Here is an 18,768-nt window from a genome sequence, read left to right on the forward strand (position 1 = left end):
CTTGGCTATCCGACTTCAGAAGAGGGGCGTCCGAAGCAATCCTCAAAACATCCCGCCCTTGAAGTTCGCCTTCTTGAGTAGCGATTCGTACTGATGCGACATGATGTATGCCTGAACCTGCGCCATGAAATCCATCGTCACCACCACAATAATCAACAGCGACGTTCCGCCGAAGTAGAACGGCACCGCGGCGTAGGAGATCAGGATTTCGGGGATCAGACAGACGATCGCCAGATAGGCAGCACCCAGTACCGTGACGCGCGACAACACGTAGTCGATGTATTCAGCGGTGCGTTCGCCCGGCCGGATGCCCGGAATGAAGCCGCCGTGTTTCTTGAGATTGTCGGCGGTCTCGGTCGGGTTGAACACGATCGCGGTGTAGAAGAACGCGAAGAACACGATCAGCCCGAGGTAGGAAACCAGGAACAGCGGCCGGCCATGACTGAGCTGGGTGTTCAGCCACTGAAACCATTCCGGCCCGCTGCCGGCGTTGAAATTGGCAACCGTGGTCGGCAGCAGCAGCAGCGAGGAAGCGAAGATCGGCGGAATCACGCCCGAGGTATTGAGCTTCAGCGGCAGATGCGAGGACTGGCCCTCGAACATCTTGTTGCCGACCTGGCGCTTTGGATACTGGATCAGGAGCCGCCGCTGCGCGCGCTCCATGAACACGATGAAGGCGATCACCACCACCGACATGATGATGACGATCAGGATCAGCGCGGTGGACAGCGCGCCCTGGCGTCCCAGTTCCAGCATGCTGGCGAGCGCCGAAGGCAATTCCGCGACGATGCCGGCGAAGATGATCAGCGAAATGCCGTTGCCGACGCCGCGCGAGGTGATCTGCTCGCCGAGCCACATCAGGAACATGGTGCCGCCGGTCAGGGTGACCGTGGTCGAGATCAGGAAGAACATGCCGGGTTCGCTGACCACATTGCCGGCGCCCTGCAGTCCGATGGCGATGCCGTAGGACTGGAACACGGCGAGAATCACCGTGAGATAGCGGGTATACTGATTCAGCGTCTTGCGGCCGGCCTCGCCTTCCTTCTTCAGGGCTTCGAGCTTCGGCGACACGGTGGTCAACAGCTGGATGATGATCGATGCCGAGATATACGGCATGATGTTCAGCGCAAAGATCGCCATGCGGTTGATGCCGCCGCCGGCGAACATGTTGAACATGCCGAGGATGCCACCGGCCTGCGCCTTGAACACCTGCTCCCAGATCGCGGGATCGATGCCGGGCAGCGGGATATAGGTGCCGAGCCGGTAAACAAGCAGCGCCCCCAGTGTAAACCAGATGCGCTTCTTCAGCTCTTCGGCTTTTCCGAGCGCCGAGAAGTTCAGGTTTGCCGCAAGTTGTTCTGCTGCTGAGACCATGTTTGGCTTTCTCCCGCGCCCCGTATGCCGTCATCCCTCCAAAAGGTAGGACATTCAGCAGACGCCGGACATCAATTTGGTGCTCGGCTTTCGAAAAATCTACCGTCTCGGCATGCCGGACCGCCCGCTGGCGCGGGCGATGACGCAGATGTTACGCCGCCTCGCCTTCGTCCTTCTTTGCCGGCGCCAGGATTTTCACCGTGCCGCCCGCCTTCTCGATCGCCGCGATGGCGGTCTTCGAAGCGCCGTGAACCTCGATATTCAGCTTGGCCTTGATTTCGCCGCGGCCGAGCAGCCGCATGCCGGCCTTGGGACGCCGCACCACCTTGGCCTTGACCAGCGATTCGACCGTAATGGTCTCGCTGACGTCGATCAGCTTGGCGTCGATCGCGTCCTGCAGCCGGTCGAGATTGATCTCGGCGAAATCGAGCCGGAAGATGTTGTTGAAGCCGCGCTTCGGCAGGCGCCGATGGATCGGCATCTGGCCGCCTTCGAAGCCCTTGATGCGCACGCCGGAACGCGCGGTCTGGCCCTTGCCGCCGCGCCCCGCCGTCTTGCCCTTGCCTGAACCGATGCCCCGTCCGACCCGCATGCGCGCCTTGCGCGAGCCGGCTTTGTCGGCGATATCATTGAGTTTCATCGTTCGCTTCCTTCTTACCTGCCGTCGTCCTGAGGCGTGTCAGCCTCGAAGGGCGATGGTTGTCATCCCCAGAAGACCGCGCTCGCGGCCGCCTCGGGACGACGTGAACTTATTTCTCGTCGACGACGCGGACGAGATGCTGAACCTTCGCGATCATGCCGCGAATTGCAGGGGTATCCTGCAGCTCGGTCACCCGGCCGATCTTGTTGAGGTTGAGGCCGATCAGCGTCGCGCGCTGCGAGTGATGGCGGCGGATCGCGCTGCCGGTCTGCTCGACCTTGATCATCTTTGCGGCCTTGGCCATGACGATAACTCCGAAAAGCGCTGATGCGCGTGTTGTTATTCGGCGACCACTTCGGCGTCGCCGCCGACACGGCGCGACTGCAGCGTGGACACCTTGATGTTGCGGCGCGCTGCAACCGAACGCGGCGAATCCTGATGCTTCAGCGCGTCGAAGGTCGCGCGAACCATGTTGTAGGGGTTCGACGAACCGATCGACTTCGCCACCACGTCCTGGACGCCGAGGCTCTCGAACACCGCGCGCATCGGGCCGCCCGCGATGATGCCGGTACCCGCCGGCGCCGCGCGCAGATAGACCCTGCCCGCGCCATGACGGCCGGCGATATCGTGATGCAGCGTGCGGCCGTCGCGCAACGCGACGCGCGTCAGGTTGCGCTTGGCCGACTCGGTCGCCTTGCGGATTGCCTCGGGAACTTCGCGCGCCTTGCCGTGGCCGAATCCGACCCGGCCCTTTTGATCGCCGATCACGACCAGCGCCGCAAAACCGAAGCGCTTGCCGCCCTTGACGACCTTCGCCACCCGATTGATGTGGACGAGCTTGTCGACGAATTCGCTGTCACGCTCTTCCCGGCCGCCCCTGTGGCCGCCACCGCGTTCGCGTTCACCTGCCATGGTGTTTTCCAATCCTTGAGGAGCTTGCGCTCCCGACCCTGTGTCCGTTCAAACCAAAACCTAGAAGCTCAAGCCGCTTTCACGCGCCGCATCCGCGAGCGCCTTGACGCGACCGTGATAGAGATACCCGCCGCGGTCGAACACCACTTCGGTGACGCCGTTCTTCACGGCGCGTTCCGCCAGCAGCTTGCCGACGGCCTTCGCCGCGTCGATGTTGGCGCCGGTGTTGCCGGTCTCGCGCATCGACTTCTCCAGCGATGACGCCGACGCCAGCGTCTCGCCCTTCAGGTCGTCGATGACCTGCGCGTAGATGTGCTTCGACGAGCGGAATACCGACAGCCGCGGACGGCCGCTGGCGGTGCGGCGCAGCGACAGCCGCACGCGTTTCTTGCGCCGGTCGTTCGTGATCTTGAGTCTCGACATGGCCGGCTCCGTTACTTCTTCTTGCCTTCCTTGCGGAAGATAAATTCGTTGGAATACTTCACACCCTTGCCCTTGTAGGGCTCCGGCGGCCGATAGCTGCGAATCTCGGCGGCGACCTGGCCGACGCGCTGGGAATCGTTTCCGGCGATGATGATCTCGGTCGGCTTCGGCACCGTAATGGCAATGCCTTCCGGGATCGCATAGACGACGTCGTGGCTGTAGCCGAGCGCCAGCTGCAGGTTCTTGCCCTGCAACGCGGCGCGATAGCCGACGCCGGTGATCTCGAGCTTCTTCTCGAAACCCTTGGTGACGCCCTCGACCAGGTTGGCGACCTGGGCGCGCGCGGTGCCGTACATGGCCTGCGCCCGGTTGGTCTTGATCCTGGGCGCGACCTTGACTTCGCCGTTCTCGAACTTCACTTCGACGTCGTCGTGCACGATGAACTGAAGCTGGCCCTTCGGCCCCTTCATCTTGACGGTCTGGCCTTCGACGGTCGCGGTAACACCCGACGGAACCGTCACAGGCTTCTTGCCGATACGTGACATAGTGATTCCTTCCTCAGAACACCGTGAAGAGAATTTCGCCGCCCACGTTCGCTTCGCGCGCTTCGTGGTCAGCCATGATTCCCTTCGGCGTCGATAACACGGAAATGCCGAGACCGTTGTTGACGCGCGGCAGGTTCTTGACCGAGGCGTAAACACGCCGCCCCGGCTTCGATACCCGCTCGATCTCGCGAATGACCGGCTCGCCATCGAAATACTTCAGCTCGATCTCGAGCTCGCTGCGGCCGGACGCATGCTCGACGCTGGCGTAGCCGCGGATGTAGCCCTCGCTCTTGAGGACCTCGAGCACGTTGGCGCGCATCTTCGAGCCCGGGGTCGAGACCTTGGGCTTGGCGCGCATCTGTGCGTTGCGGATGCGGGTGATGAGATCGCTGATCGGATCGTGCGTTGACATGTTCCGACCCCCTTACCAGCTCGACTTCACGAGCCCGGGAACCAGGCCCTTGGACCCGAGTTCACGCAGCGCGATGCGGCTGAGCTTGTTCTTGCGGTAGACCGAGCGCGGACGGCCGGTCATTTCGCAGCGATTGCGGATCCGGGTCGCCGACGAATTGCGCGGCATCTCGGCAAGCTTCAGCGTCGCGGCGAAGCGCTCTTCCATCGGCTTCTTCTTGTCGGCGATGATGGCCTTGAGCTTCGCGCGCCGGGGCGCTGCGTTCTTGGTCATCCGCTTGCGGCGGTTGTTCTTCTCGATCGAACTTTTCTTTGCCATGCTTGGCTCCTGGGTTTCCGCGTTTGAGAGGCAGATAGCTCTAAGGCTGTCAGCTTCTCACTGCCGGAACGGGAAATTGAATGCGGTCAACAAGGCACGCGCTTCGTCGTCGGTCGGCGCCGTGGTGCACACCGTGACGTCCATGCCCCATGTCTCCCCCATCTTGTCGAAGTCGATTTCGGGGAAAATGATATGCTCCTTGATGCCGAGCGAGTAGTTGCCGCGGCCATCGAAGCTCTTCGGATTGAGGCCACGGAAATCCCGCACGCGCGGCAATGCCACGTTGATCAGGCGGTCGATGAACTCGTACATCTTGGCCTTGCGCAGCGTGACCTTGGCGCCGATCGGCTGGTTTTCACGCAGCTTGAAGGTCGCGATGGCGACGCGCGAATAGGTCACGATCGGCTTCTGGCCGGCGATCAGCGCAAGATCGGCGGCAGCAAGCTCCGCCTTCTTGCGGTCGTTGACCGCCTCGCCGATGCCCATGTTGAGCACGACCTTGTCCAGGCGCGGCACCTGCATGACGTTGGCATAGCCGAACTGCTCGGTCAGCTTGCCGCGGATTTCCTTGTCGAACTGTTCGCGTAAACGCGGAACGTAAGCGGTCTCAGCCATCGATCTCTGCTCCCGAGCTCTTGGCAATACGAACCTTCTTGCCATCGGCCTGAATCTTGAAACCAACGCGGGTCGGCTTGCCGTCCTTGCCGACGATCGCGATGTTGGACAGGTGAATCGGCGACTCCTTCTGGATGATGCCGCCCTCCTGCGCCTGGGTCTGCTTCTGGTGGCGCTTGATCATGTTGACGCCGCGCACCAGCGCCTTGTTGGCGTCGGGACGCACCTCGAACACCTCGCCGATGCGGCCCTTGTCGCGACCGCTCAGCACGATGACCTTGTCGCCCTTCCGGATCTTGGCAGCCATCACAGCACCTCCGGCGCGAGCGAAATGATCTTCATGTGGTTCTTGGCGCGCAACTCGCGCGGCACCGGCCCGAAGATGCGGGTGCCGATCGGCTCGGACTGGTTGTTGATCAGCACGGCGGCGTTGCGGTCGAAGCGGATGACCGAGCCGTCGGCGCGGCGGATGTCCTTGCGGACCCGCACCACGACAGCCTTCATCACGTCGCCCTTCTTCACCTTGCCGCGCGGAATTGCTTCCTTGATCGACACGACAATGACGTCACCCACGGTGGCATAGCGGCGCTTGGAGCCCCCAATCACCTTGATGCACATGACACGGCGTGCGCCGGAATTATCGGCCACGTCGAGGTTGGTCTGCATCTGAATCATTGATGCACCTCGTCCTCTTTCTGATGCGCTTATCCGCGCTTAAAATTTTCCTGAAGTCTTGCGGCCAGGCCGCTGAAATCAGGCCGTTTTCTTCTGTTCACCCCGGACCACCGTCCAGCGCTTCAACTTCGAGATCGGCTTGCTCTCCTCGATCCACACCTGGTCGCCCGGCTTGAACTCGTTGTTCTCGTCGTGCGCATGGTAATTTTTCGAGCGGCGAATCGTCTTCTTGTAGATCGGATGGGTAAAGCGCCGATCGACGCGCACCACAACCGTCTTGGCTTGCTTGTCGCTGACGACCACACCCTGAAGCGTACGTTTCGGCATGTCGGCCCCTTACTTCTTCGCGTCGCGCTTCTGCGCGGCGATGGTCTTGATACGGGCGATGTCGCGGCGGGCTTCACGCAGCCGCGAGGTGTTCTCCAGCTGCCCGGTGGCGCGCTGGAAGCGCAGGTTGAAGCGCTCCTTCTTCAGATTGAGGACGGCGTCGTCCATCTGATCGGGGCTCATCGCACGAACATCGGCGGTTTTCATCTCGGCCATGATCACATCCTATTCGGCAATGCGCGCGACGAAGCGCGTCTTGATCGGCAGTTTGGCGGCGGCCAGCGACAGCGCTTCTTTCGCGGTCTGGATGGTGACGCCGTCGATCTCGAAAATCAGCCGGCCGGGCTTGACCCTGGCCACCCACAATTCCGGGGTACCCTTGCCGGAGCCCATGCGGACTTCGGCGGGCTTCTTCGACACCGGCACGTCCGGGAAGATGCGGATCCAGACCCGGCCCGCACGCTTCATGTGACGGGTCAGCGCGCGACGTGCGGCTTCGATCTGACGGGCGGTGATCCGCTCGGGCGCCATCGCCTTCAGGCCGAACTGGCCGAACGACAACGTCGCGCCAGAGGTCGCAACGCCGTGGATACGGCCCTTGTGCGCCTTCCGGAACTTCGTCTTCTTTGGTTGCATCATGGCTTACGCCCTCAAACCTTCTCTATTGCGCTCAAGCAGCGTCGCGACGCGGCCGCGAATTGTCGCCCTCGGCCATCTTCTTGTCCTGGGCCATCGGGTCGTGCTCAAGGATTTCGCCCTTGAAGATCCAGACCTTGACGCCGCAGGTGCCGAAGGTGGTGAATGCGGTCGCGACGCCGTAGTCGATGTCGGCGCGCAGCGTGTGCAGCGGCACCCGGCCCTCGCGATACCATTCCATGCGGGCGATTTCGGCGCCGCCGAGACGGCCCGAGCAGTTGATACGAATGCCCTCGGCGCCGAGACGCATCGCCGACTGCACCGCGCGTTTCATGGCGCGACGGAACGCGACGCGGCGCTCCAGCTGCTGGGCGATCGATTCGGCGACCAGGGTGGCGTCGAGTTCGGGCTTGCGGATTTCGACGATGTTGATGACGACGTCGGAGGCGGTGATGTCGGCAACCCGCTTGCGCAGCTTGTCGATGTCGGCGCCCTTCTTGCCGATCACGACGCCGGGACGCGCCGAGTGGATCGTCACGCGGCACGTCTTGTGCGGACGCTCGATCACAATCCTGGCCACGGCCGCCTGCTTGAGCTCCTTGTGCAGGATCTCGCGGATCTTGACATCCTCGTGCAGCAGCTTGCCGTACTCGTTCTTGCCGGCGAACCAACGGGAATCCCACGTCCGGTTGATGCCGAGACGAAGTCCGATTGGATTGATTTTCTGACCCATCGTTCTCTCCTGCGCCCGCTTTTAAGCGCTAGCCTCGGCCTCGACCTGACGAACGACGATCGTCAGCTGCGAGAACGGTTTGAAAATACGGCCCGAACGGCCACGGCCGCGCGGTGCGAAACGCTTCATGACGATGCCGTTGCCGACATGCGCCTCGGCGACGATCAGATCATCGACCTCGAGATCGTGGTTGTTCTCGGCGTTCGCGATCGCCGATTCCAGGCACTTCTTGACGTCGACCGCGATCCGCTTGCGCGAGAACTGCAGGTCGGCGAGCGCCGCCGATGCCTTCCTGCCGCGGATCAGTTGCGCGACAAGATTCAGCTTCTGCGGGCTCACCCGCAGCATTCGGGCGATCGCCTTGGCCTCGTTATCCGGGAGGCTCCGTTCGCGCTTAGGTTTGCTCATCGCTCAGTCCTCAAGCCTAATCTCTAAGCCTTCTTGGCTTTCTTGTCGCCAGAATGGCCGTGGAAGGTCCGGGTCGGCGAGAACTCGCCGAACTTGTGGCCCACCATTTCCTCGTTAACCGATACCGGCACATGCTTCTGGCCGTTGTAGACGCCGAAAACCAGGCCGACGAATTGCGGCAGGATGGTCGAGCGGCGGCTCCAGATCTTGATCACGTCATGACGGCCGGACGCACGCGCGGCATCTGCCTTCTTGAGCAGAGAGCCTTCGACGAACGGGCCTTTCCAGACTGAACGAACCATGTCCGGCGTTCCTTACTTCTTCCGCTTGTGGCGGCTGATGAGAATGAATCGATTGGTCGACTTGTTGGAGCGGGTCTTCTTGCCCTTGGTAGGCTTGCCCCACGGCGTCACCGGGTGGCGGCCGCCCGAGGTGCGGCCTTCGCCGCCGCCGTGCGGATGGTCGACCGGGTTCATGGAGACGCCGCGGTTATGCGGCTTGCGGCCGAGCCAGCGGTTACGACCGGCCTTGCCGATCGAGATGTTCATGTGATCCGGGTTCGACACCGCACCGATGGTTCCGGTGCAGCGGCCGTGGACCAGGCGCTGTTCGCCAGAATTCAGGCGCACGATGACGTAGTCATGGTCGCGACCGACCAGCTGGGCGTAGGTCCCCGCCGAACGCGCGATCTGGCCGCCCTTGCCGATCTTCAGTTCGACATTGTGCACGATGGTGCCGATCGGCATGTTGCCCAGCGGCATGACATTGCCCGGCTTCACGTCGACATAGTTGCCGGCGATCACGGTGTCGCCGACCGCCAGACGCTGCGGGGCGAGAATGTAGGCCTGGGTGCCGTCGGTATACTTGATCAGCGCGATGAACGCGGTGCGGTTCGGATCGTATTCCAGCCGCTCGACGGTGGCGGGCATGTCGACCTTGGTGCGCTTGAAGTCGACGATGCGATAGGTCTGCTTGTGACCGCCGCCGCGAAAGCGCACGACCATGCGACCGGTGTTGTTGCGGCCGCCAGAGGAGTGCTTGCCCTCGGTCAGCGCCTTCACCGGCTTGCCCTTGTAGAGCGCCGAACGATCGACCATCACCAACTGGCGCTGGCCCGGCGTCGTGGGGTTGAATTTTTTCAATGCCATCGTCGTATCGCCTTATAGCCCGGTGGTGACGTCGATGCGGTGGCCCTCTTCGAGGGTCACGATCGCACGCTTCACGTCCGACTGCGAACCGAAGGTGCCACGGAAGACCTTGGTCTTGCCCTTGCGCACCAGCGTGTTCACGCTCTTGACCTTGACGTCGAACAGCTTCTCGACGGCTTCCTTGATTTGCGGCTTGGTCGCCTTGCTGGCGACCTTGAACACAACCTTGTTGTGCTCGGACGCCATCGTCGCCTTTTCGGTCACGACCGGGGAGACGATGATGTCGTAATGGCGCGGATCGATATTCTTCATTTGAAGCGCGCCTCCAGCGCATCGAGCGCCGCCTTGGTCAGGACCAGCTTGTGGCGTCGCAGAATGTCATAGACGTTGATGCCCTGGATCGGCAGCACGTCGATGTTCGGGATGTTGCGGGCCGCCGCGGCGAAACCGTTGTGAACTTCGGCACCATCGATGATCAGCGCATTGGTGAGACCGAGACCCGAAAAGTGTCCGACCAGCGCCTTGGTCTTGGCAGCTTCCAGCACGGCCGACTCGATCACGATCAGGCCGCCGTCCTTGACCTTGGCGGACAGCGCATGGCGCAACGCCAGAGCGCGAACCTTCTTCGGCAGATCGAAGGCATGCGAGCGGACCACCGGACCGAACGCACGGCCACCGCCGCGGAACTGCGGCACCCGGGCCGAGCCGTGACGCGCACCGCCGGTGCCCTTCTGCTTGTACATCTTCTTGCCGGTGCGCCACACGTCGGCGCGACCTTGCGTCTTGTGGGTGCCGGCCTGACGCTTGGCGAGCTGCCAGTTGACGCAGCGCTGGATGATGTCCTTGCGCGGCTCGAGACCGAAAATGGCATCCGACAGCTGAACCGAACCAGCCGCCTTGCCTTCAAGCGTTGTGACTTTCAATTCCATCTCACACGCCCTCCTGCTCGGCCGGCGCTTCGGCTGCGGGAGCCTGTTCGCCGCCACCGTCGGCCAGGCGGAACTTGCCCGGCTTCGGCGCGTCTTTCGGCAACGCCTTCTTTACGGCATCGCGTACCGCGATCCATCCGCCCTTGGAGCCGGGAACGGCGCCTTCGACGAGGATCAGGCCGCGCGCCACGTCGGTCTGCACGACGCGCAGATTAAGCGTGGTGATGCGATCGACGCCCATGTGACCGGGCATCTTCTTGTTCTTGAACGTCTTGCCGGGGTCCTGGCGTCCACCGGTCGAACCGATCGAACGATGCGAGACCGAGACACCGTGGGTGGCGCGCAATCCGCCGAAATTCCAGCGCTTGATACCGCCGGCAAAACCCTTGCCGACCGAGGTGCCGGTGACGTCGACGAACTGGCCGACCACGAAGTGGTCCGCCTGAATTTCGGCGCCGACCGGGATCAGCGCGTCTTCCGACACGCGGAACTCGGTGACCTTGCGCTTGGGCTCGACCTTGGCGACCGCGAACTGGCCGCGTTCCGCCTTCGGCAGATACACGGTCTTGCGGGTGCCCGAACCGAGTTGCAGCGCGACATAACCGTTCTTTTCGGTCGTGCGGTGACCCAAAACCTGGCAATTGCCCAGCTTCAGCACGGTCACGGGGATATGCTCGCCGGTCTCCGTAAAGACCCGCGTCATTCCGACCTTTTGTGCGATCACTCCGGAGCGCATCGGCGTGCTTCCTGTTCTTTCTGTCCGCTAGCTTCGGACGGGATCTAAAAAATCAGAGCTTGATTTCGACGTCGACACCGGCGGCCAGGTCGAGCTTCATCAAGGCATCGACTGTCTGCGGGGTCGGATCGACAATGTCGAGAAGACGCTTGTGCGTGCGCATCTCGAATTGCTCACGGCTCTTCTTGTCGACGTGCGGCGAACGGTTGACGGTGAACTTCTCGATGCGGGTGGGCAGCGGAATGGGTCCGCGAACCTGTGCACCGGTCCGTTTCGCCGTGCTGACGATCTCGCGGGTCGATGCATCGAGAATCCGATGATCGAACGCCTTGAGACGGATGCGGATATTCTGGCCGTTCATTGCCGATGTCTTTCTTTGTCGTCTTCTTTGCGATGGTGGGAAACGAACAGCGGGTGGTCACCCGCCGCTCGCCATTCCCTGTTCGCTTACTCGATGATGCTTGCGACGACGCCGGCACCGACGGTGCGGCCACCTTCGCGGATCGCGAAGCGCAGCTTCTCTTCCATCGCGATCGGCACGATCAGGTGCACTTCCATCGCGATATTGTCGCCCGGCATCACCATTTCGGTGCCTTCGGGCAGATGCACGACACCGGTCACGTCGGTGGTGCGGAAGTAGAACTGCGGCCGGTAGTTGGTGAAGAACGGGGTATGACGACCGCCCTCCTCCTTGGTCAGAATGTAGGCCTCGGCCTTGAATTTGGTGTGCGGCTTGACCGAACCCGGCTTGCACAGCACCTGACCGCGCTCGACTTCCTCGCGCTTGGTACCACGCAGCAGCGCGCCGATGTTGTCGCCGGCCTGGCCCTGGTCGAGCAGCTTGCGAAACATTTCAACGCCGGTGACGATGGTTTTCTGGGTATCGCGCAGACCAACGATCTCGATTTCCTCGCCGACCTTGACGATGCCGCGCTCGACGCGGCCAGTCACCACGGTGCCGCGGCCCGAGATCGAGAACACGTCTTCCACCGGCATCAGGAACGGCAGATCGATCGGACGCTCCGGCTGCGGAATGTAGCTGTCCACCGCCTTCATCAGTTCGAGGATCGCGTCGTGACCGAGCTTCTTGTCCTTGTCTTCAAGCGCGGCGAGAGCCGAACCCTTGATGATCGGAATGTCGTCGCCCGGGAAGTCGTACTTCGAAAGCAATTCGCGGACTTCCATCTCGACGAGTTCGAGCAGTTCCGGATCGTCGACCATGTCGCACTTGTTGAGGAACACGACCATCGCGGGAACGCCGACCTGCTTGGCCAGCAGGATGTGTTCGCGGGTCTGCGGCATCGGGCCGTCGGCCGCGGACACCACCAGGATCGCGCCGTCCATCTGCGCGGCACCCGTGATCATGTTCTTCACGTAGTCGGCGTGGCCCGGGCAATCGACGTGAGCGTAATGGCGGTTGGCGGTCTCGTACTCGACGTGTGCGGTCGAGATCGTGATGCCGCGCGCCTTCTCTTCCGGCGCTTTGTCGATCTGGTCGTACGCGGTGAACGTCGCACCGCCGGACTCCGCCAGCACCTTGGTGATCGCCGCCGTCAGCGACGTCTTGCCATGGTCGACGTGACCGATCGTTCCGATGTTACAGTGCGGTTTATTACGTTCAAACTTTGCTTTGGCCATGACTCTCTCCGTTCAGTCGTTAACTGCCGCTAACGACAATCAGGCAAACTTCTTCTGGACTTCCGCCGACACGTTGGCCGGGGCTTCCGCGTAGTGGTCGAACTGCATCGTAAAGGTTGCGCGGCCCTGGCTCATCGAGCGCAGGTTATTCACGTAACCGAACATATTCATGAGCGGCACCATCGCGTTGATGACGTTGGCGTTGCCGCGCATGTCCTGACCCTGGATCTGGCCGCGCCGCGAATTCAGATCGCCGATGACCGAACCGGTATAGTCTTCCGGGGTCACGCATTCGACCTTCATGATCGGCTCGAGCAGGACGGACTTGCCCTTCTGCAGCGCTTCGCGGAATGCCGCGCGCGAGGCAATTTCGAAGGCCAGTGCCGAGGAGTCGACGTCATGATAGGCGCCGTCCACCAGCGTCACCTTGACATCGACCACCGGGAAGCCGGCGACGACGCCGGAACCCAGTACGCTGTTGAGGCCCTTTTCGACGCCGGGGATGTATTCCTTCGGCACCGCGCCGCCGACGACCTTGGATTCGAATTCGAATCCCTTGCCGGGCTCGTTGGGTTCGACGACGAACTTGACCCGCGCGAACTGGCCGGTACCGCCGGTCTGCTTCTTGTGGGTGTAATCGACTTCCGCCTTCTTGGTGACGCGCTCACGGAACGCCACCTGCGGCGCGCCGATATTGGCGTCGACCTTGTAGGTGCGGCGCAGGATGTCGACCTTGATGTCGAGATGGAGTTCGCCCATGCCCTTGAGGATGGTCTGACCGGACTCCTGGTCGGTCGAAACCCGGAACGACGGATCTTCCGCGGCCAGCTTCGCCAGCGCGACGCCGAGCTTTTCCTGGTCGGCCTTCGACTTCGGCTCGATCGCGATTTCGATGACCGGCTCCGGGAATTCCATCTTTTCCAGAATTACCGGCTTGTTGGCGTCGCACAGCGTGTCGCCGGTGCGGGCTTCCTTCAGGCCTGCCAGGGCGACGATGTCGCCGGCATAGGCTTCCTTGATGTCTTCGCGGTTGTTGGCATGCATCAGCAGCATGCGGCCGATGCGCTCCTTGCGGTCGCGCGTCGAATTGATGACGCCGGTGCCCGAAAGCAGCGTGCCGGAATAGATGCGGCAGAAGGTGATGGTGCCGACGAACGGGTCGTCCATGATCTTGAACGCGAGCAGCGCGAGCGGCTCCTTGTCGTTCGGAAGCCGGACGATTTCGTTGCCGTCTTCATCGACGCCTTTGATGGCGGGAACGTCGACCGGCGACGGCAGATAGTCCACCACCGCGTCGAGCAGCGGCTGAACGCCCTTGTTCTTGAAGGCCGAGCCGCACAGCACCGGGAAGAACGCGCCGGTCAGCACGGCCTTGCGGATCATGCGCTTCAGCGTGGCTTCGTCGGGCTCGTGGCCGTCGAGGTAGGCGGCGAGAACCTCGTCGTCGAGCTCGACGGCGGATTCCAGCAGCTTCTCACGGTATTCCTTGGCCTTCTCGACCATGTCCTCGGGAATATCGATGTCCTTGAAGGGGGCGTCGAGCTTCTCGTCTTCCCACACCACGCCCTTCATCCTCACCAGATCGATCAGGCCCTTGAAATTGTTCTCGGAGCCGATCGGAAGCTGGATCGCGATCGGCTTGGCGCCGAGGCGGTCGATGATGTCCTGCAGACACTTGTAGAAATCGGCGCCGGTCTTATCCATCTTGTTGGCGAAGACGATGCGCGGAACCTTGTACTTGTCGCCCTGACGCCAGACGGTTTCGGTCTGCGGCTCGACGCCCTGGTTCGAATCCAGCACGCATACCGCGCCGTCGAGCACGCGCAGCGAACGCTCGACTTCGATGGTGAAGTCGACGTGGCCGGGGGTGTCGATGATGTTAAGGCGCTTGCCTTCCCAGAATGCGGTCGTGGCAGCCGACGTAATCGTGATGCCGCGCTCCTGCTCCTGCTCCATCCAGTCCATCGTCGCGGCACCTTCGTGCACTTCGCCGATCTTGTGGCTCTTGCCGGTATAATACAGGATACGCTCGGTGGTCGTGGTCTTGCCGGCATCGATATGCGCCATGATACCGAAGTTGCGGTAGTCCTCTATGGCATGAACGCGGGGCATGGGTTGTTCCTTAAAATCCGTTGTTTCGCCGTTTACCAGCGATAGTGCGAGAAGGCGCGGTTGGCTTCAGCCATCCGATGCACATCTTCTCGCTTCTTGACGGCGTTGCCCCTGCCATTCGACGCGTCGAGCAGCTCGGCCGAGAGCCGCTCCGTCATCGTCTTTTCATTGCGGTCGCGCGCAGCCGTGATGATCCACCGGATGCCGAGAGCCTGGCGGCGGACGTTGCGGACTTCGACCGGCACCTGATAGGTGGCGCCGCCGACGCGGCGCGAACGAACTTCGATGGTCGGCATCACGTTTTCCAGGGCCTGCTCGAAAACCGGCAGCGGGCCCTGCTTGGTCTTGGCTTCGATCATTTCGAGCGCGCCATAGACGATGCTCTCGGCGGCAGACTTCTTGCCGTCGTACATGACCGAGTTCATGAACTTCGTGATGATGATGTTCCCGAACTTCGGATCCGGGTTCACTTCACGCTTTTCAGCAGAATGGCGACGAGACATCTATCTGTTCCCGATTATTTCGGACGCTTCGCGCCGTACTTCGAACGACGCTGCTTACGGTTCTTGACGCCCTGGGTATCGAGGACGCCGCGGAGAATGTGGTAACGCACGCCGGGCAAATCCTTGACGCGGCCGCCGCGGATCATGACCACCGAGTGCTCCTGAAGGTTATGGCCTTCACCCGGAATGTAGCCGATGACCTCGAAGCCGTTGGTCAAGCGCACCTTGGCCACCTTACGAAGCGCCGAGTTCGGCTTCTTCGGGGTCGTGGTGTAGACGCGCGTGCACACGCCACGCTTCTGCGGCGACTGCTGCAGCGCCGGCACCTTCTTGCGCGACTTCTGAACGACGCGCGGACTTGCGATCAGCTGGTTGATCGTCGGCATGTCAGCCTTCACCCTTTAGTTCACGCGAAACCGTTATCGGCTTCGCAAATCCATTCGGGACACCCGTCCCATCCGACCGCCTCACACGGAAACGACCGCGCAAAGCGAAATCGCGCCAACCACTCATTGCTGAGCGGAAAGCGCTTCACGCCACAGAGGACCGCGGTCGTGACTGATCAGCTTGCGCTGTTCAATCGGCTACCGAGGTCATGCATCCGAAATCAATCTCAAGAGAACTTGCTCGAGAGAACCAAGATCGTCCTGGCAGTGCCTAGCTATCATCGACAGCGTTTGAGCGGCATTCGTCGAGGTTGGTGCCCGTCTCGATCCCGAAGGATGAATAAGGGTGACCCGTTCCGACTCTGGCGTCGCTCACCGCCTGTCGTCAAGTGCGCGGGTTTTATCGGCGGCGGATAGCCAAGTCAAGGCGAAACGACAGCGAAAGAAACGCCTGTGGCGCATGCATAACTGGCGTGCGCGTGAGTTTCAACCAACGCCGGAATTGCCGCTTTCGGCAGATAGCGGCGAATCTCTGCGCGCCCGCGCGGCTCCCTTTTCCACCCGTCCGGGGCTTTGCAGGCTGGGGATCAGCTCAATGTTAATATTATCCGGATAAAATAGGCGCTCTCGGCCCAGAATCGCCCTGATCGATCGAATTGGCGTCAGTCGGCCCTACCCTGGTCCTGATCTGCGGTGTTTTCCGGCTCAATCCTCATCGTCATCGTCGTCATCGTCGTCGCCATGCGCCTCGTCGGCCACATGATGCCGCTTGTGGCTCTGGTCGTCCCACAGCCTGCGATAGACGCCGTTGGCGGCGAGCAGCTTTTCGTGCGAACCGCGCTCGATCGCCCTGCCGCCAGAGATCACGATGATCTCGTCCATTTCGACCACCGAGGTCAGCCGGTGGGTCGAGAAGATCATGGTGCGGCCCTGGGCCAGCTTCATCAGCGTCTTGTTGATGGCGGCTTCGGTGGTCTGGTCGAGCGCTGAGGTCGCCTCATCGAGCAGCAGCACGGAGGGATTGCGGACAATGGCGCGGGCGATTGCGATGCGCTGGCGCTGCCCGCCCGACAGCGTGTCGCCGCGCTCGCCGACCTCCGTATCGTACTTCTCCGGCAGGCTCATGATGTAGCTGTGGATTTCGGCATTCTTCGCCGCCTCTTCTACCTCCTCGTCGGTCGCACCTTCCTTGCCAAGCCGGATGTTTTCCCGAATCGACATGTTGAACAGCATGTTCTCCTGGAACACCACCGCCATGCTGCTGCGCAGCGATTCCACGGTCACCCGCCGGATGTCGACGCCGTCGATGGTCAGACGCCCTCCATCCGGCACGTACAGGCGGAGGATCAAATTCAAAAGCGTGCTCTTGCCGGAGCCGCTCGGGCCGACGATCGCAATGGTCTTGCCGACATTGAGCTTGAGACTGAGATTGTCGAGCACCGGCGTCTCGGAGCCCTCGTATTTGAACGACACGCGGTCGAAGGTGATGTCGTTGGTAATGCGCGGCAGGTCGGGGGCGCCCGATCGATCGGCGCCGCGGGTCGGCTCATCCAGCAGTTCCTGAATGTGACGCACCGCCGCCGCCGACTGGATCGACACCGGAATGAAATGCATCAGATGGGCGATGTTGTAGGACACCTCCCAGAACGCACTCTCGAACGTCACGAAGGTTCCGATCGTGATCTGGCCCTTGGTGGCGAGGTAGGCGCCGATCGCGAGCACCACCAGATGCAGCAGCAACACAGAGATCGTGACCGAACGCTCGACCATGGTCGACAGGAATACCGCGGAAGCGGTCCTGTCGCGAACCTGGCTGTTGCGCAGGCGGAACCAGCCGAAGGCGCGGCGCTGCAGGCTGAACGCCTTGACCACCGCCTGCGCCGCGACGTTTTCCTGCACCATGCCTAGCAGCGACGATTCCTGCAGCTTCTGATCGTAATTCGCCTGCACCGCCTTCGGCGTCAGCAGCCGCGGGCCGATCAGCGTGATCGGAAATATCAGCAGCGCCACGGCGGCAAGCTGCCAGTTCAGGAACAGCATCAGGATAATGCCGGCGATCAGTTCCAGGAACGGCAATGCCGCGCTGTTGGCAAAGGTCTTGATCGAGTTTTCGAAGGCCGCAAGGTCGATGGAAAACCGCGACAGGATCTCGCCGCGCTGGGTCCGTGCGAAATAGCCCGCTGGCAAGTCCTGCACATGGCCGAACAGGCGAGCCCGCACGTCGGCGATGATGGAGGACGCAAGCTTGGCGTCCCATCGCTCGTACCATATCGCGACGATCGAGGTGATGATGCCGGCTACCGCGAGCACCCCGAGGATGGTGTAGAGCGCCTGGAAATCCTCTTCGCCGAGCGCGTCGTCGATCAGGAACTTCAGGCTCAGCGGCATGATGACGTTGAACAGCGTCTCGACCACGACGCCGATGCTGACGAATACCAGCATTTTTCTGTAGTTCCCCAGAAACGGCTGGACGAACGCATAGATCGTCGCAAACGCGCCAGCGGCTTCCTGCGCGGTATAGACGACGAGATCCTCATCATCATCGTCGTCGTCCAGATCCAGGTCATGCTCGGGCGGCTTGGCCGGTTTCTTGTCGAGATCAGGCGCAGCCGGACCGCCTGCGGCGGCAGGCTTCGGATCTTCCGATGAAGGAGGCTTGGGCGCCATGAAACCAACCGATGCTGCACGGCCGGCATGACCGCAAAATCGAGGGAAGCCGCCGAGGGGAGCCACGGCCGCGATCCTATGCCATCAACCTATGCCATCAATATGCGTTCGGCAAAATAATTGGAAGGCCGGCCATTCGCCTAATCGTCGGCTTCGACCTTGTCGAAGAACGAGTAGCGCAGGCTGTCGGAGTCCGCATACCACTGGCCGGGCCCCTTGTTGGCGGCCAGCGTCGCCGCCCAGAGCGCGTCCGTACAGTCGCGGCGGTGCATCGACAGGTCGAACCCGTTGCCGAAGAACAGCTCCGACCATTCCCACCAGGTGCCGAGCTTCTTCACGCCCCGCAGCAGGTCGTAGCGGTCGATCAGCGCCGGCGCCATGTCCGACGTCACCGATCCGAATACCAATCCGGTCTTCACCACGCGGTTGAGTTCGCGAATGGCGCGGGGAACCTGCTTTTCGGCGACATGGCACAGGCTGGTCTCGAACACGAAGTCGAATTCCCCGCTCTTGAACGGCATATCGACGATCGATCCGAACTTGCAATATTTCTTCAGTTCCTTCGGCGTCCGGGCGTGGATCGTACGGTTGTTCTCGATGCCCCACGCATCGATCCCGCGGGCGCGCAGCG

Annotated in this window: 28 protein-coding genes; all 28 read right to left on the bottom strand. The window is 61.9% G+C overall.

Annotated elements, in window-relative coordinates; all coding sequences use genetic code 11:
- Positions 1 to 42: 42 nt before the first annotated feature.
- On the bottom strand, positions 43 to 1,374 hold the full coding sequence (secY, locus tag Q8N40_RS14905) for a preprotein translocase subunit SecY (protein ID WP_305712354.1): 1,332 nt from the start codon (positions 1,372 to 1,374) through the stop codon (positions 43 to 45).
- A 151-nt stretch (positions 1,375 to 1,525) separates the two neighbouring features.
- A complete protein-coding gene (gene rplO, locus Q8N40_RS14910) occupies positions 1,526 to 2,014 on the bottom strand; it encodes a 50S ribosomal protein L15 (protein WP_305319463.1) in 489 nt (162 codons plus the stop codon).
- Between the two features lie 109 nt (positions 2,015 to 2,123).
- On the bottom strand, positions 2,124 to 2,318 hold the full coding sequence (gene rpmD, locus Q8N40_RS14915; RefSeq protein ID WP_304871681.1) for a 50S ribosomal protein L30: 195 nt from the start codon (positions 2,316 to 2,318) through the stop codon (positions 2,124 to 2,126).
- A 35-nt stretch (positions 2,319 to 2,353) separates the two neighbouring features.
- The gene (gene rpsE / locus Q8N40_RS14920) at positions 2,354 to 2,926 is read right to left on the bottom strand and encodes a 30S ribosomal protein S5 (protein ID WP_305319464.1); all 573 of its coding nucleotides are present in this window, start codon (positions 2,924 to 2,926) and stop codon (positions 2,354 to 2,356) included.
- Between the two features lie 60 nt (positions 2,927 to 2,986).
- Positions 2,987 to 3,349 (bottom strand): 50S ribosomal protein L18, encoded by a 363-nt coding sequence (rplR, locus tag Q8N40_RS14925; RefSeq protein ID WP_305319465.1) that lies wholly within the window; start codon positions 3,347 to 3,349, stop codon positions 2,987 to 2,989.
- Positions 3,350 to 3,360: 11 nt separating this feature from the next.
- Positions 3,361 to 3,894 (bottom strand): 50S ribosomal protein L6, encoded by a 534-nt coding sequence (rplF, locus tag Q8N40_RS14930; protein WP_304743654.1) that lies wholly within the window; start codon positions 3,892 to 3,894, stop codon positions 3,361 to 3,363.
- Between the two features lie 13 nt (positions 3,895 to 3,907).
- A complete protein-coding gene (rpsH, locus tag Q8N40_RS14935; protein ID WP_291860755.1) occupies positions 3,908 to 4,306 on the bottom strand; it encodes a 30S ribosomal protein S8 in 399 nt (132 codons plus the stop codon).
- A 12-nt stretch (positions 4,307 to 4,318) separates the two neighbouring features.
- Positions 4,319 to 4,624 carry a 30S ribosomal protein S14 gene (rpsN, locus tag Q8N40_RS14940; RefSeq protein WP_291860752.1) on the bottom strand — a complete coding sequence of 102 codons (306 nt, stop codon included), beginning with the start codon at positions 4,622 to 4,624 and terminating at the stop codon, positions 4,319 to 4,321.
- A 57-nt stretch (positions 4,625 to 4,681) separates the two neighbouring features.
- On the bottom strand, positions 4,682 to 5,239 hold the full coding sequence (rplE, locus tag Q8N40_RS14945; RefSeq protein ID WP_304866528.1) for a 50S ribosomal protein L5: 558 nt from the start codon (positions 5,237 to 5,239) through the stop codon (positions 4,682 to 4,684).
- On the bottom strand, positions 5,232 to 5,546 hold the full coding sequence (gene rplX / locus Q8N40_RS14950) for a 50S ribosomal protein L24 (protein ID WP_305712355.1): 315 nt from the start codon (positions 5,544 to 5,546) through the stop codon (positions 5,232 to 5,234). Before rplX ends, rplE begins: the two co-directional genes overlap by 8 nt.
- Positions 5,546 to 5,914, bottom strand: a complete 369-nt coding sequence (gene rplN, locus Q8N40_RS14955; RefSeq protein WP_011158785.1) for a 50S ribosomal protein L14 — start codon at positions 5,912 to 5,914, stop codon at positions 5,546 to 5,548. The genes rplX and rplN overlap by 1 nt, the downstream gene beginning before the upstream one ends.
- Before the next feature lie 78 nt (positions 5,915 to 5,992).
- Positions 5,993 to 6,241: a 30S ribosomal protein S17 gene (gene rpsQ / locus Q8N40_RS14960; protein WP_079571012.1), complete on the bottom strand. Its 249-nt coding sequence runs from the start codon at positions 6,239 to 6,241 to the stop codon at positions 5,993 to 5,995.
- A 9-nt stretch (positions 6,242 to 6,250) separates the two neighbouring features.
- Positions 6,251 to 6,457 carry a 50S ribosomal protein L29 gene (rpmC, locus tag Q8N40_RS14965; protein ID WP_304743658.1) on the bottom strand — a complete coding sequence of 69 codons (207 nt, stop codon included), beginning with the start codon at positions 6,455 to 6,457 and terminating at the stop codon, positions 6,251 to 6,253.
- A 9-nt stretch (positions 6,458 to 6,466) separates the two neighbouring features.
- Positions 6,467 to 6,880, bottom strand: coding sequence for a 50S ribosomal protein L16 (rplP, locus tag Q8N40_RS14970; protein ID WP_304743659.1), 414 nt, complete (start codon positions 6,878 to 6,880; stop codon positions 6,467 to 6,469).
- 31 nt (positions 6,881 to 6,911) lie between these two features.
- Complete coding sequence (rpsC, locus tag Q8N40_RS14975) at positions 6,912 to 7,610, bottom strand: 30S ribosomal protein S3 (RefSeq protein ID WP_305712356.1); 699 nt, start codon at positions 7,608 to 7,610, stop codon at positions 6,912 to 6,914.
- 21 nt (positions 7,611 to 7,631) lie between these two features.
- Positions 7,632 to 8,018: a 50S ribosomal protein L22 gene (rplV, locus tag Q8N40_RS14980; RefSeq protein ID WP_215606213.1), complete on the bottom strand. Its 387-nt coding sequence runs from the start codon at positions 8,016 to 8,018 to the stop codon at positions 7,632 to 7,634.
- 23 nt (positions 8,019 to 8,041) lie between these two features.
- Positions 8,042 to 8,320 (bottom strand): 30S ribosomal protein S19, encoded by a 279-nt coding sequence (gene rpsS / locus Q8N40_RS14985; RefSeq protein WP_027536815.1) that lies wholly within the window; start codon positions 8,318 to 8,320, stop codon positions 8,042 to 8,044.
- 12 nt (positions 8,321 to 8,332) lie between these two features.
- Positions 8,333 to 9,166 carry a 50S ribosomal protein L2 gene (gene rplB / locus Q8N40_RS14990; RefSeq protein WP_305712357.1) on the bottom strand — a complete coding sequence of 278 codons (834 nt, stop codon included), beginning with the start codon at positions 9,164 to 9,166 and terminating at the stop codon, positions 8,333 to 8,335.
- Positions 9,167 to 9,178: 12 nt separating this feature from the next.
- On the bottom strand, positions 9,179 to 9,478 hold the full coding sequence (locus Q8N40_RS14995) for a 50S ribosomal protein L23 (RefSeq protein WP_304743663.1): 300 nt from the start codon (positions 9,476 to 9,478) through the stop codon (positions 9,179 to 9,181).
- Positions 9,475 to 10,095, bottom strand: coding sequence for a 50S ribosomal protein L4 (gene rplD / locus Q8N40_RS15000; protein ID WP_304743665.1), 621 nt, complete (start codon positions 10,093 to 10,095; stop codon positions 9,475 to 9,477). Before rplD ends, Q8N40_RS14995 begins: the two co-directional genes overlap by 4 nt.
- Before the next feature lies 1 nt (position 10,096).
- Entirely contained in the window at positions 10,097 to 10,831 is a 735-nt protein-coding gene (rplC, locus tag Q8N40_RS15005; protein WP_304743667.1) for a 50S ribosomal protein L3, read from the bottom strand.
- 52 nt (positions 10,832 to 10,883) lie between these two features.
- Positions 10,884 to 11,192, bottom strand: coding sequence for a 30S ribosomal protein S10 (rpsJ, locus tag Q8N40_RS15010; protein ID WP_013166261.1), 309 nt, complete (start codon positions 11,190 to 11,192; stop codon positions 10,884 to 10,886).
- A gap of 86 nt (positions 11,193 to 11,278) precedes the next feature.
- On the bottom strand, positions 11,279 to 12,469 hold the full coding sequence (tuf, locus tag Q8N40_RS15015; RefSeq protein ID WP_305712358.1) for an elongation factor Tu: 1,191 nt from the start codon (positions 12,467 to 12,469) through the stop codon (positions 11,279 to 11,281).
- A 39-nt stretch (positions 12,470 to 12,508) separates the two neighbouring features.
- On the bottom strand, positions 12,509 to 14,581 hold the full coding sequence (gene fusA / locus Q8N40_RS15020) for an elongation factor G (protein WP_305712359.1): 2,073 nt from the start codon (positions 14,579 to 14,581) through the stop codon (positions 12,509 to 12,511).
- Positions 14,582 to 14,613: 32 nt separating this feature from the next.
- Positions 14,614 to 15,084, bottom strand: coding sequence for a 30S ribosomal protein S7 (gene rpsG, locus Q8N40_RS15025; protein ID WP_305319000.1), 471 nt, complete (start codon positions 15,082 to 15,084; stop codon positions 14,614 to 14,616).
- Positions 15,085 to 15,098: 14 nt separating this feature from the next.
- A complete protein-coding gene (gene rpsL, locus Q8N40_RS15030; RefSeq protein WP_011473880.1) occupies positions 15,099 to 15,470 on the bottom strand; it encodes a 30S ribosomal protein S12 in 372 nt (123 codons plus the stop codon).
- A gap of 705 nt (positions 15,471 to 16,175) precedes the next feature.
- Complete coding sequence (locus Q8N40_RS15035; protein ID WP_305712360.1) at positions 16,176 to 18,137, bottom strand: ABC transporter ATP-binding protein; 1,962 nt, start codon at positions 18,135 to 18,137, stop codon at positions 16,176 to 16,178.
- A 140-nt stretch (positions 18,138 to 18,277) separates the two neighbouring features.
- A partial coding sequence (locus tag Q8N40_RS15040; protein WP_305712361.1) for a class I SAM-dependent methyltransferase occupies positions 18,278 to 18,768 on the bottom strand: 491 nt, incomplete at its 5' end.

Origin of the sequence: Bradyrhizobium sp., from assembly GCF_030693485.1 — a bacterium.
Lineage (GTDB): Bacteria > Pseudomonadota > Alphaproteobacteria > Rhizobiales > Xanthobacteraceae > Bradyrhizobium.

What these genes read in the sequence shown, in the direction of transcription:
- secY (WP_305712354.1), bottom strand. Translation starts at nt 1,374, where the DNA reads ATGGTCTCAGCAGCAGAACAACTTGCGGCAAACCTGAACTTCTCGGCG.
- rplO (WP_305319463.1), bottom strand. Translation starts at nt 2,014, where the DNA reads ATGAAACTCAATGATATCGCCGACAAAGCCGGCTCGCGCAAGGCGCGC.
- rpmD (WP_304871681.1), bottom strand. Translation starts at nt 2,318, where the DNA reads ATGGCCAAGGCCGCAAAGATGATCAAGGTCGAGCAGACCGGCAGCGCG.
- rpsE (WP_305319464.1), bottom strand. Translation starts at nt 2,926, where the DNA reads ATGGCAGGTGAACGCGAACGCGGTGGCGGCCACAGGGGCGGCCGGGAA.
- rplR (WP_305319465.1), bottom strand. Translation starts at nt 3,349, where the DNA reads ATGTCGAGACTCAAGATCACGAACGACCGGCGCAAGAAACGCGTGCGG.
- rplF (WP_304743654.1), bottom strand. Translation starts at nt 3,894, where the DNA reads ATGTCACGTATCGGCAAGAAGCCTGTGACGGTTCCGTCGGGTGTTACC.
- rpsH (WP_291860755.1), bottom strand. Translation starts at nt 4,306, where the DNA reads ATGTCAACGCACGATCCGATCAGCGATCTCATCACCCGCATCCGCAAC.
- rpsN (WP_291860752.1), bottom strand. Translation starts at nt 4,624, where the DNA reads ATGGCAAAGAAAAGTTCGATCGAGAAGAACAACCGCCGCAAGCGGATG.
- rplE (WP_304866528.1), bottom strand. Translation starts at nt 5,239, where the DNA reads ATGGCTGAGACCGCTTACGTTCCGCGTTTACGCGAACAGTTCGACAAG.
- rplX (WP_305712355.1), bottom strand. Translation starts at nt 5,546, where the DNA reads ATGGCTGCCAAGATCCGGAAGGGCGACAAGGTCATCGTGCTGAGCGGT.
- rplN (WP_011158785.1), bottom strand. Translation starts at nt 5,914, where the DNA reads ATGATTCAGATGCAGACCAACCTCGACGTGGCCGATAATTCCGGCGCA.
- rpsQ (WP_079571012.1), bottom strand. Translation starts at nt 6,241, where the DNA reads ATGCCGAAACGTACGCTTCAGGGTGTGGTCGTCAGCGACAAGCAAGCC.
- rpmC (WP_304743658.1), bottom strand. Translation starts at nt 6,457, where the DNA reads ATGGCCGAGATGAAAACCGCCGATGTTCGTGCGATGAGCCCCGATCAG.
- rplP (WP_304743659.1), bottom strand. Translation starts at nt 6,880, where the DNA reads ATGATGCAACCAAAGAAGACGAAGTTCCGGAAGGCGCACAAGGGCCGT.
- rpsC (WP_305712356.1), bottom strand. Translation starts at nt 7,610, where the DNA reads ATGGGTCAGAAAATCAATCCAATCGGACTTCGTCTCGGCATCAACCGG.
- rplV (WP_215606213.1), bottom strand. Translation starts at nt 8,018, where the DNA reads ATGAGCAAACCTAAGCGCGAACGGAGCCTCCCGGATAACGAGGCCAAG.
- rpsS (WP_027536815.1), bottom strand. Translation starts at nt 8,320, where the DNA reads ATGGTTCGTTCAGTCTGGAAAGGCCCGTTCGTCGAAGGCTCTCTGCTC.
- rplB (WP_305712357.1), bottom strand. Translation starts at nt 9,166, where the DNA reads ATGGCATTGAAAAAATTCAACCCCACGACGCCGGGCCAGCGCCAGTTG.
- Q8N40_RS14995 (WP_304743663.1), bottom strand. Translation starts at nt 9,478, where the DNA reads ATGAAGAATATCGATCCGCGCCATTACGACATCATCGTCTCCCCGGTC.
- rplD (WP_304743665.1), bottom strand. Translation starts at nt 10,095, where the DNA reads ATGGAATTGAAAGTCACAACGCTTGAAGGCAAGGCGGCTGGTTCGGTT.
- rplC (WP_304743667.1), bottom strand. Translation starts at nt 10,831, where the DNA reads ATGCGCTCCGGAGTGATCGCACAAAAGGTCGGAATGACGCGGGTCTTT.
- rpsJ (WP_013166261.1), bottom strand. Translation starts at nt 11,192, where the DNA reads ATGAACGGCCAGAATATCCGCATCCGTCTCAAGGCGTTCGATCATCGG.
- tuf (WP_305712358.1), bottom strand. Translation starts at nt 12,469, where the DNA reads ATGGCCAAAGCAAAGTTTGAACGTAATAAACCGCACTGTAACATCGGA.
- fusA (WP_305712359.1), bottom strand. Translation starts at nt 14,581, where the DNA reads ATGCCCCGCGTTCATGCCATAGAGGACTACCGCAACTTCGGTATCATG.
- rpsG (WP_305319000.1), bottom strand. Translation starts at nt 15,084, where the DNA reads ATGTCTCGTCGCCATTCTGCTGAAAAGCGTGAAGTGAACCCGGATCCG.
- rpsL (WP_011473880.1), bottom strand. Translation starts at nt 15,470, where the DNA reads ATGCCGACGATCAACCAGCTGATCGCAAGTCCGCGCGTCGTTCAGAAG.
- Q8N40_RS15035 (WP_305712360.1), bottom strand. Translation starts at nt 18,137, where the DNA reads ATGGCGCCCAAGCCTCCTTCATCGGAAGATCCGAAGCCTGCCGCCGCA.